The following is a 17007-nucleotide window of genomic DNA, read 5'->3' as shown; positions in this document are numbered from 1 at the left end:
CACAGTCGAGGATGGCGAGATACGCGTGCCGCCGCGGAACATGAAGCATCGTGGCCGCGTCGCAATTCGGGAGACCGCGCCCTTGTACAGCGCCTGGATTTCGCGACGAAGGAACGCGGCCGATTTTTTCCAAGCTCTCGGCCAGACGCTGGGAACGCCGCACATACTGGTCAACAATGCCCGGACCGGACGGAGCGGCTTGCCTCCGGCCCAGACGACGAAGCAAGCCTGGGACATTGATCAAGACCGCTCTTTTTCTGCTGCCGCGAATTCGTGCGCCGGCGTCAAGCTCGGGCGTAAACAGGCCAGATCATCAACATCAACTCGCCCACGAAGCCATTCCGAACCCCAGGACGCGGCTTACGGTCTGCCAGGGGTGGCCTGCTCACTCTGATGCGCAGCTTGGCGCTGGATGCCGAACCTTAGGCTCGGCGCCAACGCGATTGCACCCGGCCTGATCCGCACCGATGACGAGGGCGGGCACCGACGATCTGGGCGTTTCACGCTGGCTCTCGAACCGCGGCCGTTTGCCTGTCGCTCAAGCCTGGGTCTTCAACCCTGAGCGCGCCGGCCGAGCCCTGAATTCACGCGCTCCATTCTCAGCGCGCGCGAGCAACGCCGGGGAGGGCTTCTGCATCCGGTGGCAAAACCTCTCTCGGGGCTGCCTGTTCCGCTGCGGGCGACGGTGGTGGACCCGGGTCGACCCGTTCCTCGGCGATCAGCCTGGCGCCGCGTTCATAGGTGAGGTAGCGCCACAGCCATTGGATCGAGACCTGGACGCGGTGTTGAAAACCGACGAGGAGGTAAACATGGATGATCGCCCAGGCCGACCATGCGAACCAGCCTTTCAGTTTCAATCTGCCGGACTCGAACACGGCAGCATGGCGGCCGACGATCGCCGTGTTACCTCGATTGTTGAAAACAAAAGCCGGCAGCTCTTCGCCGGTATCTATCCGCCGAGCCAGTGCCTTGCCGAGGTGCTGGCCCTGCTGCTTGGCGACTTGGGCAAGGCCCGGCAATGGCTGACCGTTCTCGTCGAGGAACAGCGCGACATCGCCAAGCGCGAAGACGTCAGAAAGACCGATGATCTGCAGGTCGGATCCGACCTTCACCCGACCGCCGTGATCGAGCCCAACACCAAGCTTGGCCGCCAGCGGCGAAGCTGCCACTCCGGCCGCCCAGAGCGTCAAGGCTACCGGGATTGCCTTGCCGCCGACCGTGATTTTCTGTGCCTCGATCGCCTCGACGCGATTGCCGAGCGCCACTTCGACGCCCAGGCTTTCCAGGCGCAGACGTGCATATTCGGAAAGCTCCGGAGCGAACCCGGCGAGAAGACGGTTGCCGGCCTCGATGAGTATGATCCTTGTCTTCTCCGGACGGATGTTCCGGAAGTCGCGCGCCAGCGTGTGCCGGCTGAGTTCTGCGATCGAGCCCGCGAGTTCTACACCGGTCGGCCCGCCGCCGATGATGGCGATCGTCATCAGCCGGGATTGCTCGACTGGATCGGTGGTCCTTTCCGCGTGCTCGAACGAAAGCAGCAGCCGCGACCGGATCGTGCGGGCATCCTCGATGCTCTTCAAGCCCGGACAAACCCGAGCCCAGCTGTCCTGACCGAAATAGAATGGCTGCGATCCGGTTGCTAGGATCAGCAGGTCATAGCGGACCGTGGTTCCATCGGCCAGCACCACTATCCTGGCCTCGGTATCAATCTCGGCCACCTCGCCGAAGAGGACCTGAACCGAGGGATAGCTGCGAAGTATCTTGCGGATTGGCTCGGCGATGTCAGGCGCCGACAAGGCGGCGGTTGCAACTTGATAGAGCAACGGTTGGAACAGGTGGTGATTGTGGCGGTCGATGATCGTGACCCCGATCTCCGCCTTGCCGAGCGCCTTGGCTACCTCCAGACCAGCAAAGCCTCCGCCGACCACGACGATGCGCGGTATCAATATCGGGCCGTGGCTGCTCTCGATGGCGCGTTGATCCTTGATACTCCCCCTGTTCGGCCCGTTAGTCATTGCCGGATGCCTCGCTGCTGGCTGGAGCCGCTGCTCGCTCCGGCGGCATCAGTCCAGGCGAAGCATCCGGCAATGATAGGCGTCGTGCTGACGACCAAGGCGCCTTGCGCATAAAGGGCCAGCAAACCGCGCCACGAGACGCGGTCGACCGCCCAGACGGTGCCGCTCGAGTCGACCCATTTCAGGCGGGCGTCGGCGACCTCGAGGGCTCGCATCATCTTGGCCGGTTCCATGCCGCCCCGAAAGACGATGATGGGATTGGACGCGCCGTTGAAGAGCGGGCCGGCGCCCGCTGCCAATCCGGCAAGCAGGACGATACTGATCAGCGCCGCAGAAGCACCCCGTGCCGGTCCGCCGCGGTTGGGCAGCACCATGACCAACAGCAGCGGCACAACGCCGAAGATGACCAGCCACGTAATATCCCAGGCCAGCGGCATGTCGCTGTTCATCTTGATCCGGTGCAGGCCCAGCAGCCAATGGAAGACAACGGCATCCACAACATGCCAGACGCCAAACCCGACCAAGGCGAGCCGCAGGATCTCGGTCGTCCTCCCGGGGCGCGCGCCGGCCACCCTGGCGGCCACCAGCAGCACTGTGCCGATGACGGCCAGCACATACATGAAAAGATGGAATATGCCGTCGGCCATGATCTGGAAGCGCAGGTCGGAGCCCGCCGGGTCGCCGAGGCCCGAGAGAAGATGATGCCATTGCAGAATCTGATGCAAGACGATGCCATCGAGGAAACCACCGAGCGCGAAGCCAAGCAGCAGCCAACCGGCTCGGATTCTCGATCGAGTTTTGCGAGGATCGCGTCCATCAGAACCACCGGCTCCAGGCCGAGGTGGGCCGTTGCGTAGGAGCCAACATGTCCGGCATGGGGTCATGGAGACCATGACGCGCCTCGATCCAGAAGGCGGATATCAGGCCCCCAACCACCGTGGTCAGAACCAATGTCGCAGCAATCATCGCCAGCATGGATGTCGATCCTCCGCCGCGCAGGGACATGCCGCGCCCAGCCAAACCATCGCGTGCATTGAATGTTCCCGACCGTCGGTTCTGTGGAGGGAACATTCAACTGCCACCGCGGTTCTGATGCCTTGTCAGGAGACGGCTCAAGCGGAGACGGTCGTGAGCGAATATACGGCAGCATCAGATTCGGGCAGTCAGGACGGCCACAAGCTGAGCGGCATCACCCGCTGGCTGTTCTCGACCAACCATAAGGACATCGGCACACTCTATCTGATCTTCGCTTGCATCGCGGGCGTCATCGGCATGCTCTTGTCGGTGGGCATGCGAATTGAGCTGCAGCAACCCGGGATCCAGTTTTTACCGGGCCTGGCGTCGATGATCTATGGCTACCAAGGCGACCAAGCCATCGATGCCGGCAAGCAGCTCTACAACGTCTTCACGACGGCCCACGCGCTAATCATGATCTTCTACACCGTGATGCCCGCCCTGATGATCGGTGGCTTCGCCAACTGGATGGTCCCAATAATGATCGGGGCCCCCGACATGGCGTTCCCGCGGATGAACAACGTATCGTTCTGGCTGCTGCCGCCGGCATTCATGCTGCTTTTGTTGTCGATCTTCGTGCCCAGCGTGCCCGGCGGCTATGGCCCTGGGACCGGCTGGTTCCTCTACCCGCCACTGTCGACCTCCGGCCACCCCGGTCCCGCGGTTGATCTGGTCATTCTGTCGCTGCACATCGCGGGCGCTTCCTCGATACTGGGTGCCATCAATTTCATCACAACGATCTTCAACATGCGCGCGCCGGGCATGACGCTGCACAAGATGCCCCTGTTCGTGTGGTCGATCCTGATCACCGGGTTCCTGCTGCTGCTGGCGCTGCCGGTGCTGGCTGGCGCCATCACCATGCTCCTGACCGATCGCAATTTCGGAACCACGTTCTTCGCACCTGACGGCGGAGGCGACCCGCTGCTTTACCAGCATCTATTCTGGTTCTTCGGCCACCCGGAAGTCTACATCATGATCCTGCCGGCCTTCGGCATCGTCAGCCAGGTGATCTCGACTTTTTCGCGAAAGCCGATCTTTGGCTATCTGGGGATGGTGTACGCAATCGTGGCTATCGGGGCGATCGGCTTCGTCGTCTGGGCTCACCATATGTACACCAGCGGGATAGGCCTGGACACGCAGCGCTACTTTACCTTCGCCACGATGGTGATTGCGGTGCCGACCGGGATAAAAGTATTCTCCTGGATTGCCACCATGTGGGGCGGTTCGGTCAGCCTGCGGACGCCGATGCTCTGGGCGCTCGGCTTCATATTCCTGTTCACCGTCGGCGGGGTGACCGGCGTTCAACTCGCTAATGCCGGCCTCGACCGTGAACTGCACGACACATACTTTGTCGTCGCGCATTTCCACTACATACTCTCACTGGGAGCGATCTTCGGCATCTTCGCGGGCTGGTATTACTGGTTCCCGAAAATGACGGGATATCTCTACAACCCGCTTCTGGCTGCAATCCATTTCTGGACGACCTTCATAGGTGTCAACCTCGTCTTCTTCCCCCATCATTTCCTTGGAATAGCGGGCATGCCGCGTCGTTACATCGACTATCCCGACGCATTCGCCGGCTGGAACATGGTATCGTCGTACGGATCATATCTGTCGGCCACGAGTGTCCTGATTTTCCTCTTCGGTATTTTGGAGGCTTTCTACCGGCGCAGGGTCGCTGGCATGAACCCATGGGGGGCAGGAGCCACCACATTGGAGTGGGAGTTGACCTCTCCACCCCCTTTCCATCAATGGGACAGGCTGCCGAAAATCAGATGAAGACGGTTCGCTGCGCGACAGGTGACGGGACGGTGCTGAGTTGGAAGGCGCGCGCGCCGCCGTGAATCTTGAAGGGAGAAGCTCCGCCTATCGGAAGCTGATCACGAGCACGGCGAAGCAGCTGACGAGGGCTACTGCCCAGCAAAACAACCAGTTGGCGATCAGCAGGACCGATTTCGCCACGATAGGGTGACAGTAGTCTTCGATGATCGATTGCATGCCCAGCCGCATGTGGATGCAGTTGACCACAATGAACGCGATGAGGGCGGGTGCGACATAGATCGACCCGATGACGCCCACGACGACATCTCGAGGCTCTCCGATCAGTCTAATAACGACCGCGACGATGTAAATGACGAGGATCAACAGGGCAGCAGATGTCAGCCGTTCCAGTATGAACGCTTCGGTTCCGTGTTGAGCTGATCCAAGGCCCCGCACCCGAGCCAGCGGAGTTCTGAATGAGGGGCTGTCAGCCATCTTGCTTTCCTGAAATCACCTGGTTCCGTTGCTCGTAGCGCAAGCTGTTGATGTTCAATGCCCGGGCTTTGCACAATAGTTGGATTCTTCGCTCATCTTTTTATCATCTTCGATGGCACCGAACCATCACAGCACTGGGTTGTTCCCTTGCCGCGTTCTGTTGACCTGAAGAAGCGTGTGCTTGGTGTGGCTGACAAACGACATCCCGCCAGTCTCGTACGGAGCAACCGTCTCACGACAAGATGGGGAGCCGTCGGGCCACATCCTGTATGGAAATGAAGAGCCCGCGCCGTTGGCCGCCGCGTGCGATCAGGTGACCGATCTTACAGCACAGGTCGACCGCTGCACGGCCCCACTGCGCTATCGGGATTGTTCGGAGGGCGCATGCTCAAAGCGCCGGGTCATGATGGCTTGGAATCCCTTCTCACGGATCGGACGCCTCTTAGGACCGCGAGATCGTACTCGGAACTCTCTGCAGCTTGCGAATGAGGATTTCCGAGGGTGAATTGAGAACAAAAGCGCGGACCTGGTACGTGCAAGCTGAACTTGCCATCGCTCGAATGCTCCGGAGCCGGGAAGGCATCGACTTGATGTGGGGTTGGCCAACGAAACCACACGGCCTTGTCCCGGAACAAATTGCCGACGATCCGGTTCGGCAAGATCCATACCAGGCTCATGCCAAGTGTCGAGGCATGATGACAGACGAAGGGAAGCTGAAGATGTCTAAGTCTCCCGACCGCGCCGTTCCCGGCGAAGGCAAGATCGAAGCCGGCTCGAAAACATCTCCGCAACAGGATCCGGTGGAGGGCTCACGCGAGACAATAGATCGCGAACTCGAGCGGACAGACGACGAAAATAAACCCGACAAAGCGGAACGATTGCGCCGAGATCTGCAAAGCGAGGTGGCAGAAGAAACCGAGCTGCCCGAACGCGGCTCGGCATAACGATTGCCGGCCCTATCAGGCAGAGACAATGGAAGCTCAATCCGAGGCCGAAACAGCGATGGAAGCTTGGCCGGCAAGCTTGTGCCGTTTGGGCTTCTGCTCGACGCTGGCGCAAGCCCGCAGGAAGAACCCACCTAAGCATCGCTCCGAGATGGCCACTCCATCGCTCTACGCCATCGCTCTAACGGCGAATCTCCTCGTGGCGTAGGCTTGCTGGAGACGGCGCGCGTAGCCTCCTACGCCTTCTCGCACGGCCTTCTGGCGAGGTAAGTAGCGGCTCCGCAAGCCGCAATTGCCTCGGCCGGTCGAGGACGCCGGCGTGGCTCGAGTCTCTATGGAACATGAGGCACATTTCGGAGTTGGGAGAACTTCCAACCGGCAAAAGGAGCAAGCTTTGGCAAACGATGCACATAACCGGGTCCGGGACCTTTACGTCACTGGGCTTCGCAACGCTCATGCGATGGAGAACCAAGCATTGAGCATCATGAAACCGCAACTGGAGCGTATCGAAAACTACCCACAGGTCGCCGAGAAGCTGGATCAACACATCAGGGAGACCGAGGGTCAGATCGGACGGCTCGACAGCCTTCTGGAAGGGCTGGGAGAGTCCAATTCGACGATCAAGGACATGGCGCTTTCGCTGGGCGGAACCATGGCCGCGATGGGCCATACGGTTGCCGGTGATGAAATCCTCAAGAACAGCTTCGCCAATTTCGCGTTCGAGAACTTCGAAATCGCGGCTTACAATTCGCTGCTGGTAATTGCTGACCTGGCCGGAGAGACACGGGCTGAAGGTCCACTGCGCCAGAATCTGTCCGAAGAAGAAGGAATGGCAAGGTGGCTGCAGGCGAGCCTCGCCGACGTGACCCGTCACTTCGCGGAACTGAAGAGCGTCGGCGAAGAGGCCAAAGTCTGAGATGGCCGATGTCCAGGCCATCACTGACCTCCTGTTCTCGCCCAGCCTCTCCATCAACGGCTTGATCACCGCCGACACCGTAACGTTCGTGCTGGACAGGCTTCAGCAGGTCCGCAGTGAAAACAGTCCTCTGCGAGTGGAGCTGAACACGCAGGGCGGGGACGCCGATGCCGCCCGCCGCATTGCGCTTGAGCTGCAGTTGTTTCAGCACCACGCCGGACGTCCCTCCGCGTGTGTGGGGAAAACGAACGTTTATTCCGCCGGCATTTTGATTTTGGCCGCGTTTCCCAAAGAGGCGCGATACCTGACGCGGGACACAATCCTGCTGGTACATCAGCGCCGCCTTGAAACCACCCTGCAGCTCAACGGTCCAATCTCGTCATGTCTTCAAATCGTGCAAGAGCAATTGGAACTCCTCAAGACCGCCGAGAAACTTGAACAAGAAGGGTTTGCCCAATTCGCCGAGGGTAGTTCGCTGTCTGTCGAGGAACTGACGCGAAGGGCTAAGACGAACTGCTACCTGACGGCCGCAGAAGCACTCGAGTTCGGCCTTATCGCCGAAATCCTTCAATGAAGTACGGGTCAAATCGAGCGAAGGAGATAGACAGCTTTCTGACGAATTGGTTGACTGAAACCGTGACCCTGCAGTCTCTGGAGGAAGGAACTCTGTCTGTCTTTGACCTGGCTACTGCCTGCCGTATCTGGGGCGAACGTGGTTTCACTCCATATGAACTGGAGCGCCAGCTCGGTCCTACGGTCGAGGAGGCGATCATGGTGACGGTGAATGGCCTGCGAAACAAATGAATGCGCACCTCTTGCGGAGATTGGCCCGTTCACCTTGTTCTTGGTTTTTACCGAGTCCCCGTCGTGGCATTCTCATGGAAAGGCAAAAGCCAGTGAGGATTTCCGCATTTGACCAGCAACTGGAGGAAGCCTCTAATCCCCAATGGTCGCATTACCGCCGTCTTATTTTCTTGAAGGTAACGACTTTCGACTGCAGATCGGCGTGAGCGCAGAACCCAGCCTGATGCCAAGCTTCCGCTTGGACCGACCTGTCGCCACCCAGGCCGTTCGACCACCAATTCGGGTCCATGTGGGCCGTTCGAGGCAAAGGTACGACTTCATTCAGTTGTTCAAACGTGACGACAACCTCCGGCGCGTCCAGCGTTCTCAATAAACTTCGCCACGGCTCATATTTCTTCATCGCCGCGGTCCTCCAGACTTGCCTGTCCCGGCTCGACCGGTTCGGCCCGTATTATTTGTTCGATGTCATCCGGAAAACCAGGTGCAAAACCTTCAATCAATTCCAGCAATACATCAGCCATGACTATCATCCATTGTCGTGTTGCTCCGAACTTTGGACACGGCCTGATGTTCCCTTGGGTGGTCGCCGCGCCGGACAGCGCCATCCCGCTAGCGGAGAATTCGCTGCAGGAATAGCCCTCGATCTTAGTCACACCTGAGACAACCTCGTCCGTCACCCGAACAGCAGCGCTCGGCTCATGCTGGCCTCTCCTTCTGGACCATGAGCATTTCGCTGACCAAATGATTCGGCCGAAGCGGCTCTGATTGAGATGCTCGGTGTCGGCTCCGCATTTACGGCACTTCGCTTTGGGTCGGAGTAATTCAGGCCGGAAGGACGCGTATGCCAACGCGATGCTCAGAATGCGAGCGTGCCAGCTGCCGCAAGGCGTAGGACATGGACCGGATTGCGTTTTCTCGGCGGGAACGATTAGCCCGCATCTTCATTGGCCCGCATGGAGCAATTGAAGCTTTCGCGGATGCAGCTTCCTGACGCGATTGGCATTCTGGTCCTAAGTTTCGTTGTCGGATTCCCGTGCATCTCGGGCGCCTTGGCTGCGCGCCCCGTCTTTGCGCGGCGGCACTGGAGCCACGGCAACTCGACCTTTGGCATACCTGCCACAACGGAGAAAATCTCGGGCTTAGTTACAAACAGCTGGAGCCTGGTCGTGATAGGCGGCACGAAGATCACGATCGGGATCGTGGATGCTGTCCCTGTCTTTACTCCGATCGGAAGCTTAAGTTGTGAATTCTGGTGATGCATCCGCCCTCAAGGCCCGACGCTCGAAGGGTGGCTCACAAGCCAAGGGCGGCCTTCGCCTTGTTAATAAGCCGTCCTAGTGCACACGGTGACCCACCATCCAGGTCACAAGACAAAGGATTTTGTGTCTTGCTCCTCCGCTTGGAACCAACACGTCGGGCGTAGATTAGCCCAGACAACATGTTCGTTCCAGCACCCGGAGGAAAACGTGCGCGACCAGTCCCTTTCCTATCTGGAGGCGCTCATTGCGACGCCTTCCCCTAGCGGCTTCGAACAGCCCGTCGCCAAACTATATCGGGACAATGTCTGCGAGTTTGCAGATAAGGTGACGACCGATGTGCTGGGCAATGTGAGCGCAATCCTGAACCCGGAAGCCGGCTTTCGCGTCATGTACGCTGGGCACATGGATGAAATCGGCTTCATTGTTCATTACATCGATGAAAATGGCTTCCTGTTCTTCAACACGATTGGTGGCACCGACGTCGCTACAGAGATCGGGCAGCGCGTCTGGGTACACGGCGCTGAGCGGGTTGCCGGCGTGATTGGGCGCAAGGCCGTACAGACATTCAAAGTGTCCGATAGCAGCCAGACGCCCAGCTTGAAGGATCTGTGGATCGATATAGGCGCCAGGTCGCGCGAAGAGGCGGAAAAGGTGGTGAAAGTTGGTAGCCCGGTCACTCTGAATGCAAGCTTCACGATGCTTCTTGGTGATCGCGCGATGGCGCGCGCTTTCGACAACAAGGCCGGCCTCTTTATTGGTACGGAGATCGTGAGGCGGCTCAAAGAGGGTGGCGGCCTGCACCCCGACGTGGGCGTATACGTGTTGGGAACGGTTCAGGAGGAAATAGGATCAAGGGGCGCCCAGACAGCAGCCTTCAATCTCGCACCGCATGCTGCGCTTGCGGTAGACATGGGGGTGGCCATGGATTACCCGCTCGCCAGGGCAGAAGACCAGGGTAAGTTGGACCTTGGGAAAGGTCCCGGGATCTCGCAAGGTCCAAGCACCAACCCTGTAGTGTTCGATCTTCTCAAGGGAGCTGCGGATCGTAGGGGAATTCCGTATCAGCTGCAGGCCTACGGAGACAAAAGCCCGACCGATGCCCGCCTCCTGCAAACCAACCGAGGCGGTGTCGCCACCGGGCTCCTGTCCGTGCCGCTACGCTACATGCATACTCCATCCGAGGTTTTGTGTCTCGCCGACGTCGAAGCGACGATCGAGCTGGTGTGTGCGTTTTGCCGCGATGTGCGCCCCGACACGGATTTCACCCCGTAACGCCATCCACCAGCTGGTTATTGACGAAGTTCGACAGATAGATCGGTTCGACCGAGGCGATCATCGCCAGTACCAGAGCGATGAATCCACGCGGTGAACCCTAGCATTCCGAGGTGGCCAGGATCCAAGCATCGACGAGGACATATGGAGAAAATCGATCCCATGCTGCCGGCAAAGTTGGTCACGGCAGCAGCTATTCGGCCCTGCAGTGAAGCATTTCCTTGCCCGATTTTGCGCCGCTCCGTCAAGGTCTCCAGAATTGCGCTCCAAGGCCGGTGGAAAACCGCTCGCCTGAGGCGGTGGAATTGTTGTTTGTACCGCGCAAAGCGCCGACAGGCAAAAGTCTATACCAGCCTCCCTGAGCGGTTCCGAACTGCTGTTGCGAGATTGGTTCCGACTTGAACAATGAGGCATGTCTTTATCGCGACTTTTGGTTTGCGATGCGATCACTTTGGGCGGAGTTCACCCACCTCAAGGGAGTTTGGGTCGGAAGGAACTTTCCTCATTTTGGTACATTCCTCGTAATCTGCATCCATCAACCTGCGGGATAAAAACCTTGTTACTCAGAGACCGTGCAACCGCTATCAACGAAGGCGACAGCCTTTCTGTCGTCGATCTTATTCCGGCATTGCGCGCCTTCGCGCGCACGTTCTGCCGCGTGCCGGACGATGCTGATGACCTCGTCCAGGAGACCTTGGCCAAGGGTCTTGCCAATCTCGACAAATTCGAGCCCGGAACGCGCATGAAATCCTGGCTCTTCACCATCATGCGCAACACGCATTATACGCGCATCAAGGCCGCGGCGCGCGAGGCGCCCGGTCTGCTCGACTGCGCCTCAAGCCGCCCTGTTACGGAAGCGCCCCAAGATTGGTCAATGCAGAGTAAGGAAGTCCACCATGCGATCCAAAAGCTGCCTGAACACCAGCGCGAGGTTCTCATGCTGATCGGCGTTCTCGGCGTCAGCTATGAGGAGACAGCCGAAATTTGCGGCTGTGCGGTTGGAACCGTCAAAAGCCGTCTCAATCGGGCTCGGGCCAGTGTACTGGAGTTTCTGGGCGAGACGTCATCGCAAGCGTTAGTGGAGCGGCGGCACCCGTTGGCCGAGAATCACTGGGATTCCGATGCCGGATGAGGGGATCGAACGTCAATTCGACGTCTCGTGCCGCCGCTTTTGGATAAGCGCATTTTGCAGGTCGATTGCGAGTTGCGTCAGGCGATCAGGAACCTTCTCCTGCTCAATGGCACTCAACAACGTTGCAATCTCCTGATCCATGCCCAGGCTGGCTTGGGTAGCATGATTAGGTGGGCCGGTGCGAGGCATGTATTTTCTCTTAACAAATGACAGTCCCTTTGCGTCACTGTCACCACAGACGGCTGACATTTGCAATGCGCTCACGGCAACAGACCAGACTGCTTCGACTCTGCACAAGATTCTGCCGAAAACCTGCATCGCCGGATCGACTTAGCCGGCTGTCCGCGTTGCGGTGGGATCGGTGGCTGCATGGTCCTGATATTGATCGGACTTCGTCCACTGCCCCTCGACGCCGCATTGCTCAATATGCTTGTTTATACCGTTGAGTGGATGTCATTTTCGCCAGCCATCGCCTTGCGAAAACTGGTTGCAGCTCCCGTTCTCGGTGTTTGCCCCGACCACCGCGGCCTATCTGCTTCTTACTGCCGGACGGCATCTTCCGGCTCCTGAGTTGCAATCGTTGCGAACCAAACCGCGCTTTCCTATTATGTTCCGCTGAAGCACCGTAGCAAAAACGCAGTGCCGTCATCGGCGGCGCCACCGATCCTATCAGGCGCGGATGCAGCGGATAAGCGACGTTACACGATGTGGGTCATGGGTGATCGAGCCTGAGCTCTTCGAACAGGACCTTCGGGTGCTGATCATAGGGAGGCATGGGGGGGCTCATGCAGCCGAAGCTCGAGGCGGGGATGCCGTGGCAGCAGTAACCCCTGGTGCATATCGGCGGGTCATCGCTGCACAGAACTCGGCAAATTCCTCAGGTATTTGGGGTGGGCTGGTATGGTGCGGTTGCAGGCCGCGATGCTCCGGCGTGAAGCAGAACGTGACGGTGACGTCAAAATCCGCAAGCGCCGCCATCTGCCTGTCAAACCAGTCGAGTGCGTTCGGCCTGAAACTGTCTGCCCAGGAAAGACCGGTCCGCAAATTTGTGACGCCAAGCCTCTTCATCCACGCGACCGCGTCGTCCAGGCGAGGGTCTTCGAAATGGAACCACTGTACGAGCCCCATCTGCGGTGTGTGACGCACGAACTCTTCAAGCGCCGGCTTGGGCGTGCCATCCTCGCGCAGCAGGCCCATGTAGAAGTGGCGGTAGTAGGAAGAGCCCTCTGCCTCGCGGTGGCGGGTCGTCGCGCCCCACGCAAGCGGCAGATCGTAGAGACTGTACCACTGGATGCGCGGGGAATTGCCAAGCAGCAATTCGGCTGTCCGACGCAGGCCCCAGAGCTGGATTTCCTCCGCGCCGAAGGTGGAGACGCCGACTTCGCTGACCCAGATCGGCAGATCAGTGACAGCCGCAATCTCTCCAAGCTTCTGCGGCCATTCGTGAATCTGCCAGAGGTTCCAGTCGAGCGGGAAGCCGTGGGCGGCGACGGCATCGACGTGGTCGAGCACGCCAAATTCCTTCATGCGTGTTATGAAACCGGCATCGATCGGCGAAATCCCGCCCAGCACCTTGGTGAGGGCGGCGTTCTCCCTGGCAATCGCATCTGCGGCCAGGATTGCCATCTCGGCGAAGCGGCTCCAGTCCGGATCGAGTTCGGGATCCCAATGGGATTTGTTGTTGGGCTCGTTCCAGATCATGGCGGCTTCAATCATTGGTTCGTCCTTTCGCAGGATAGACCGCGCCGCCGCCGCCCGGTTCGCCAGCGACACGGCAGAAAAACACTTCATCTTCCGGGTGCTGCAGGATTTGAAATCCGGCGCTTCGCAGCATCGCTTCGGTGCAGGAGCGGTTGGGAATCCACCAGTTGGTAGGATCGTCCGCGTAGCGATGCTCGATGAAATGCAATTTTGGGAAAGCGGCGCGATCGAACAGATCATGCGTCCAAAAATGATAGTTCTCTTCGACCGGCAGAGTCTCGTTGCTGCCGCGCTGCATGGACTGGAAAACCAAGAGGTCATTTGCGACATGCTGGCGGATGAGATCGAGCGCCAGCAGCGGATGGCGCAAATGGTAGAGCACCCCCATGAAAAGCACGATGTCGAAGGTCTCACCCAACGCGCCGACGTCATAGACCGAGAGCTGGCGGAACTCGATCTCGCAGTCCGCGATCTCGGCAGCAAAACGCGCCTGCGCCAGATATGCTTCATCGAAGTCGATGCCCAGCACGCGTTCGGCGCCGCGCCTTTTCATCTCGATGGAGTAGAATCCGGCATTGCAGCCGATGTCAAGCACGGACTTGCCCGACAAGTCGTGCGGGATGGCGTCTGCGAATTTTCGCCATTTGATGAAGGGGTAATTGCCGAGGAAATGATCGGGGGCGGTCTCCACGCCGCCTAGTTTCATGTTGTGGAACCACGGCCCAAGCGCGTCGATGCGAGCCTTCAGCTCAGCATTGGAATGCAGCACAGCTAGCCTCCTTCGCCCGGCAAGGATGGCGTTCCTGTCCGGCCCTGCGGCAAGACCATAAGCGTCGCCTCTTCCTCCGCAGGTATGATCAACATCAGACAGCTTCCTTCATCGGTACGTTCGCGGGGGCTCGTAAGGCGTCATTCAGCATCCGGTCCAGCTCCGCCGCGCGCACTGCCGAGGTGTGCTCGCTGAGAACCCGCTCACGGGCGCGGCCGCGGATGGGCCGGAGTTCGTCGTTCGGGAGGCTGAGCGCGGCAACGACATCATCCGTAGAATGGGCAAGAAGGATCTCGCATCCCGGCTGGAAGAAACTGTCCAGGCCCGGCCAGTCATCGGAGATCACCGCTGCCCCGCACGCCGCCGCCTCGAACAGGCGGCCCGAAGGGCACCAGCCCGTCTGCGCCATCGCCTCGCGGGTGACGTTCAGCGTCAGGCGCGACGAGCAGAAGAAGGCGGGATGATCGGCGGGCGGCAGATGCCTGACCAAGAAGATATTCTTGCTCCACGGGAATTCTGGCGGATACTGTGCCCCGCCGATGATGAAGCGCTGGTCTGGCAAACGCGCCGCAGATGCGACCAGGAGTTTTTCGACCCCGGCCTGACGATTTGCCGCGTAGGTCCCGAGATAAGACAGATCGGCCGCGAACTCTGCCCTTGGCTCGGCGGGGCGATGCCGTTCCGGGTCGACATGGCCATAAAGCGGCAAGACGTGGCGCGCGCCCAGGATATTTTTCAAGGCGTCGAGGGCCGGCCCGCCGGTGTAGCTCAGCACCAGGTCGAAATCGCGCAGTCCTTCGGGGCCGAAGTAGGGCGGATAGTCTCCGCGCGCTATCCTTGCCAGTGTCACCGGTGTGTCGAGATCATAGAAAACCGTCAGCCCGCGGCAGCTTTGCTGTGCAAGCCGGGAAGCTTCGACCGCATCGGGACAATAGGAGGTGACAATGACGATATCGGCATGCCGGATTTCGGTCTCCGCAGCGTGCCGGATGTCCTCCCAACTCGGGTAGAGCACGACATTGCCGCCATCGAGCTGATGAAGATCCCTGGTGCCCGCGTAGTGGGTGTCGTGCTCGAAGAAACTGATGGACCAGCCAAGCCGCGCCAATGAGCGGATGAGACCACGCCACAGTGTGGCATGTCCATTCCCCCAAGACGAGGTGACGGTGAGACCGAAAATGAGCATGCGCATTCGGCGACTCCGTCAGGCGTTTTCGTTCAGGCGGATCAGCTTGGAACCCCAGTCGCCATAGACGATCGTGGTGATCGAGGCGGGCTCGATATCGAAGCGGAAGCAGTCGCCGAGCTGAAGCCCGAGCACTTTACAAACGGCTGCCTTGATAACGTCGGCATGGCTGATCAGGGCAACACATTGGTTCTGCGCCGTCTGGCGCACCGTCTCCATGACCGCGACCACGCGCTGCTGAACATCCTGCATCGTCTCGCCGCTCGGGGTGCGCGCGCTTTGACGTTGACTGTTCCACATCCGCCAGGCGGCATCGCCGTTCAACTCGTCGAACGTCTTTCCCGACCAGGCGCCGAAGTCGATTTCATCGAGCTCCTGGCAGATCGCGATCTTGTCGACGGCGCAGGCGATCGCCATAGGCTTGGCGGTTTCCAGGGTGCGCTCGCGCGGGCTGCTGCAGATCGCAGCCAGCGGTTCGCGCGCCATGCGGCGGGCCAGATGCAGGGCTTGCGCCTGGCCTGCCGCGCCAAGACAGATGCCGTCCATGCGACCGGCCAGATAGCTGCCGACATTGTCGTGCGCGGCGTGCCGGATCAGGAAGAAAGTCGTCGTCATTGTGCAGCGTCGAGCATCGGCTCGTTCCTGCCGGCGATGAAGTCGAGCGTGCGTTGACGGGCTTCGGCGTCGGTGAATTGTTCTGGTGGCGACTTCATGAAATAGCTGCAGGGGCCGGTCAGGGCTCCGGCAATTCCGCGGTCGAGAGCGAGCTTGGCGCAGCGAACGGCGTCGATGACGACGCCGGCTGAATTGGGCGAATCCCACACTTCCAGCTTGAGTTCGGCATTCAGGGGAACGCCGCCGAAGGTCGTGCCCTCGACACGTATGTAGGCCCATTTGCGGTCGGTCAGCCAGGGAACATGGTCGCTGGGACCGACATGAATGTCACCTGCCGCGAGGGGGACGTCGATCTGGCTGGTGACGGACTGGGTTTTCGAGATCTTTTTCGACTCCAGCCGTTCACGTTCGAGCATGTTGAGGAAATCGGTGTTGCCGCCGAAATTAAGCTGGTAGGTGCGGTCGATGCGCACGCCACGTTCACGGAAAAGGTTGGCCAGCATGCGATGCACGATTGTTGCGCCGACCTGGCTTTTGATGTCGTCGCCGACCAGCGGCAGTCCGCGCTCCTCGAAGCGCTGGCGCCACTCCGGTCGAGAAGCGATGAAGACGGGTATGCAGTTCACGAAGCCGCATCCTGCTTCGAGCGCGCATTCGGCATAAAAGCGGGTCGCCTCTTCCGACCCGACCGGCAGATAAGACACCAAAACATCGGGCTCGCTTTGCCGCAGCCGGGCGACGACGTCCGCGACCGGTTGCTGCGACTCTTCGATTTCATCCCGCAGATATTTGCCGATGCCGTCGAGGGTGGGACCGCGCTCGACGCGAACGCCGGTCGCTTCTACGTCCGCGAAACGGAAGGTGTTGTTGGGCGCGCTGTAGATCGCCTCGGCGACATCGCGCCCGACCTTGCCGTTCGCCACGTCGAAAGCGCAGACGATTTCGATGTCATCGACATGGTAGCCGCCGAGATCGGCATGCATCAGCCCGGGTATCGGCTCGTTGCTCTTGGCGTCACGATAGTAGGTCAGGCCTTGCACCAGGGAGGATGCGCAATTGCCGATGCCAACGATACCGATACGAACTTTCTTCGATGCCACGAAACCGCTGCCTCTGCTTTTTAA

17 protein-coding genes are annotated in these 17007 nt (G+C 59.7%); 7 read left to right on the top strand and 10 right to left on the bottom strand.

Annotation, left to right across the window (positions count from 1 at the left end; translation table 11 throughout):
- Positions 1-599: 599 nt before the first annotated feature.
- Both FJ967_RS27490 and FJ967_RS27485 read right to left on the bottom strand, forming a co-directional pair.
- Complete coding sequence (locus FJ967_RS27490) at positions 600-2015, bottom strand: NAD(P)/FAD-dependent oxidoreductase (protein WP_246675407.1); 1416 nt, start codon at positions 2013-2015, stop codon at positions 600-602.
- Positions 2012-2908 (bottom strand): DUF2243 domain-containing protein, encoded by an 897-nt coding sequence (locus FJ967_RS27485; RefSeq protein ID WP_246675406.1) that lies wholly within the window; start codon positions 2906-2908, stop codon positions 2012-2014. The genes FJ967_RS27490 and FJ967_RS27485 overlap by 4 nt, the downstream gene beginning before the upstream one ends.
- 286 nt (positions 2909-3194) lie before the next feature.
- On the opposite strand from FJ967_RS27485, the gene ctaD reads away from it, so the two are divergent.
- Positions 3195-4808 carry a cytochrome c oxidase subunit I gene (gene ctaD, locus FJ967_RS27480; RefSeq protein ID WP_181176169.1) on the top strand — a complete coding sequence of 538 codons (1614 nt, stop codon included), beginning with the start codon at positions 3195-3197 and terminating at the stop codon, positions 4806-4808.
- A gap of 87 nt (positions 4809-4895) precedes the next feature.
- On the opposite strand, the gene sdhD is transcribed toward ctaD, so the two are convergent.
- Positions 4896-5285: a succinate dehydrogenase, hydrophobic membrane anchor protein gene (gene sdhD / locus FJ967_RS27475; protein WP_140735445.1), complete on the bottom strand. Its 390-nt coding sequence runs from the start codon at positions 5283-5285 to the stop codon at positions 4896-4898.
- A gap of 485 nt (positions 5286-5770) precedes the next feature.
- Between sdhD and FJ967_RS27470 the strand changes: the two genes are divergently transcribed.
- The 4 genes from FJ967_RS27470 to FJ967_RS27455 all read left to right on the top strand — a co-directional run bounded on the left by FJ967_RS27470 (position 5771) and on the right by FJ967_RS27455 (position 7949).
- Positions 5771-6229, top strand: coding sequence for a hypothetical protein (locus FJ967_RS27470; protein WP_140735444.1), 459 nt, complete (start codon positions 5771-5773; stop codon positions 6227-6229).
- Positions 6230-6623: 394 nt separating this feature from the next.
- Positions 6624-7145 (top strand): ferritin-like domain-containing protein, encoded by a 522-nt coding sequence (locus FJ967_RS27465; protein ID WP_281405693.1) that lies wholly within the window; start codon positions 6624-6626, stop codon positions 7143-7145.
- Between the two features lies 1 nt (position 7146).
- Entirely contained in the window at positions 7147-7719 is a 573-nt protein-coding gene (locus FJ967_RS27460) for an ATP-dependent Clp protease proteolytic subunit (RefSeq protein WP_140735442.1), read from the top strand.
- Positions 7716-7949, top strand: a complete 234-nt coding sequence (locus tag FJ967_RS27455) for a hypothetical protein (protein WP_140735441.1) — start codon at positions 7716-7718, stop codon at positions 7947-7949. The genes FJ967_RS27460 and FJ967_RS27455 overlap by 4 nt, the downstream gene beginning before the upstream one ends.
- Positions 7950-8335: 386 nt before the next feature.
- On the opposite strand, the gene FJ967_RS34045 is transcribed toward FJ967_RS27455, so the two are convergent.
- Positions 8336-8470 carry a hypothetical protein gene (locus FJ967_RS34045; RefSeq protein ID WP_281405692.1) on the bottom strand — a complete coding sequence of 45 codons (135 nt, stop codon included), beginning with the start codon at positions 8468-8470 and terminating at the stop codon, positions 8336-8338.
- Between the two features lie 945 nt (positions 8471-9415).
- Here FJ967_RS34045 and FJ967_RS27450 point away from each other — a divergent pair.
- Positions 9416-10480 carry a M20/M25/M40 family metallo-hydrolase gene (locus FJ967_RS27450; RefSeq protein ID WP_140735440.1) on the top strand — a complete coding sequence of 355 codons (1065 nt, stop codon included), beginning with the start codon at positions 9416-9418 and terminating at the stop codon, positions 10478-10480.
- Between the two features lie 556 nt (positions 10481-11036).
- A complete protein-coding gene (locus tag FJ967_RS27445; RefSeq protein WP_246675405.1) occupies positions 11037-11612 on the top strand; it encodes a sigma-70 family RNA polymerase sigma factor in 576 nt (191 codons plus the stop codon).
- A 12-nt stretch (positions 11613-11624) separates the two neighbouring features.
- Here the strand turns inward: FJ967_RS27445 and FJ967_RS33540 are convergent, their stop codons facing one another.
- The 6 genes from FJ967_RS33540 to FJ967_RS27420 all read right to left on the bottom strand — a co-directional run bounded on the left by FJ967_RS33540 (position 11625) and on the right by FJ967_RS27420 (position 16983).
- Positions 11625-11801, bottom strand: a complete 177-nt coding sequence (locus tag FJ967_RS33540) for a hypothetical protein (protein ID WP_181176162.1) — start codon at positions 11799-11801, stop codon at positions 11625-11627.
- Between the two features lie 594 nt (positions 11802-12395).
- Positions 12396-13328 (bottom strand): beta-xylosidase, encoded by a 933-nt coding sequence (locus FJ967_RS27440; protein ID WP_140735439.1) that lies wholly within the window; start codon positions 13326-13328, stop codon positions 12396-12398.
- Positions 13321-14082 carry a TIGR04290 family methyltransferase gene (locus tag FJ967_RS27435; protein ID WP_140735438.1) on the bottom strand — a complete coding sequence of 254 codons (762 nt, stop codon included), beginning with the start codon at positions 14080-14082 and terminating at the stop codon, positions 13321-13323. Before FJ967_RS27435 ends, FJ967_RS27440 begins: the two co-directional genes overlap by 8 nt.
- A gap of 94 nt (positions 14083-14176) precedes the next feature.
- Positions 14177-15274: a glycosyltransferase gene (locus tag FJ967_RS27430; RefSeq protein WP_140735437.1), complete on the bottom strand. Its 1098-nt coding sequence runs from the start codon at positions 15272-15274 to the stop codon at positions 14177-14179.
- Positions 15275-15286: 12 nt separating this feature from the next.
- On the bottom strand, positions 15287-15883 hold the full coding sequence (locus FJ967_RS27425; RefSeq protein WP_140735436.1) for a histidine phosphatase family protein: 597 nt from the start codon (positions 15881-15883) through the stop codon (positions 15287-15289).
- Positions 15880-16983: an inositol-3-phosphate synthase gene (locus FJ967_RS27420; RefSeq protein WP_140735435.1), complete on the bottom strand. Its 1104-nt coding sequence runs from the start codon at positions 16981-16983 to the stop codon at positions 15880-15882. Before FJ967_RS27420 ends, FJ967_RS27425 begins: the two co-directional genes overlap by 4 nt.
- Positions 16984-17007 lie beyond the last annotated feature (24 nt).

The organism is Mesorhizobium sp. B2-3-4 (assembly GCF_006442315.1).
In the GTDB taxonomy this organism is placed as follows: Bacteria; Pseudomonadota; Alphaproteobacteria; order Rhizobiales; family Rhizobiaceae; genus Mesorhizobium.
Note: the sequence above shows the minus strand (reverse complement) of the source record. Positions and strands in the feature narration are given on the sequence as shown.

Coding starts and splice junctions, on each gene's coding strand:
- FJ967_RS27490 (WP_246675407.1), bottom strand. CDS start 2,015: ATGACTAACGGGCCGAACAGGGGGAGTATCAAGGATCAACGCGCCATC.
- FJ967_RS27485 (WP_246675406.1), bottom strand. CDS start 2,908: ATGGTCTCCATGACCCCATGCCGGACATGTTGGCTCCTACGCAACGGC.
- sdhD (WP_140735445.1), bottom strand. CDS start 5,285: ATGGCTGACAGCCCCTCATTCAGAACTCCGCTGGCTCGGGTGCGGGGC.
- FJ967_RS27470 (WP_140735444.1), top strand. CDS start 5,771: ATGAGGATTTCCGAGGGTGAATTGAGAACAAAAGCGCGGACCTGGTAC.
- FJ967_RS27460 (WP_140735442.1), top strand. CDS start 7,147: ATGGCCGATGTCCAGGCCATCACTGACCTCCTGTTCTCGCCCAGCCTC.
- FJ967_RS27455 (WP_140735441.1), top strand. CDS start 7,716: ATGAAGTACGGGTCAAATCGAGCGAAGGAGATAGACAGCTTTCTGACG.
- FJ967_RS34045 (WP_281405692.1), bottom strand. CDS start 8,470: ATGGCTGATGTATTGCTGGAATTGATTGAAGGTTTTGCACCTGGTTTT.
- FJ967_RS33540 (WP_181176162.1), bottom strand. CDS start 11,801: ATGCCTCGCACCGGCCCACCTAATCATGCTACCCAAGCCAGCCTGGGC.
- FJ967_RS27440 (WP_140735439.1), bottom strand. CDS start 13,328: ATGATTGAAGCCGCCATGATCTGGAACGAGCCCAACAACAAATCCCAT.
- FJ967_RS27430 (WP_140735437.1), bottom strand. CDS start 15,274: ATGCGCATGCTCATTTTCGGTCTCACCGTCACCTCGTCTTGGGGGAAT.
- FJ967_RS27425 (WP_140735436.1), bottom strand. CDS start 15,883: ATGACGACGACTTTCTTCCTGATCCGGCACGCCGCGCACGACAATGTC.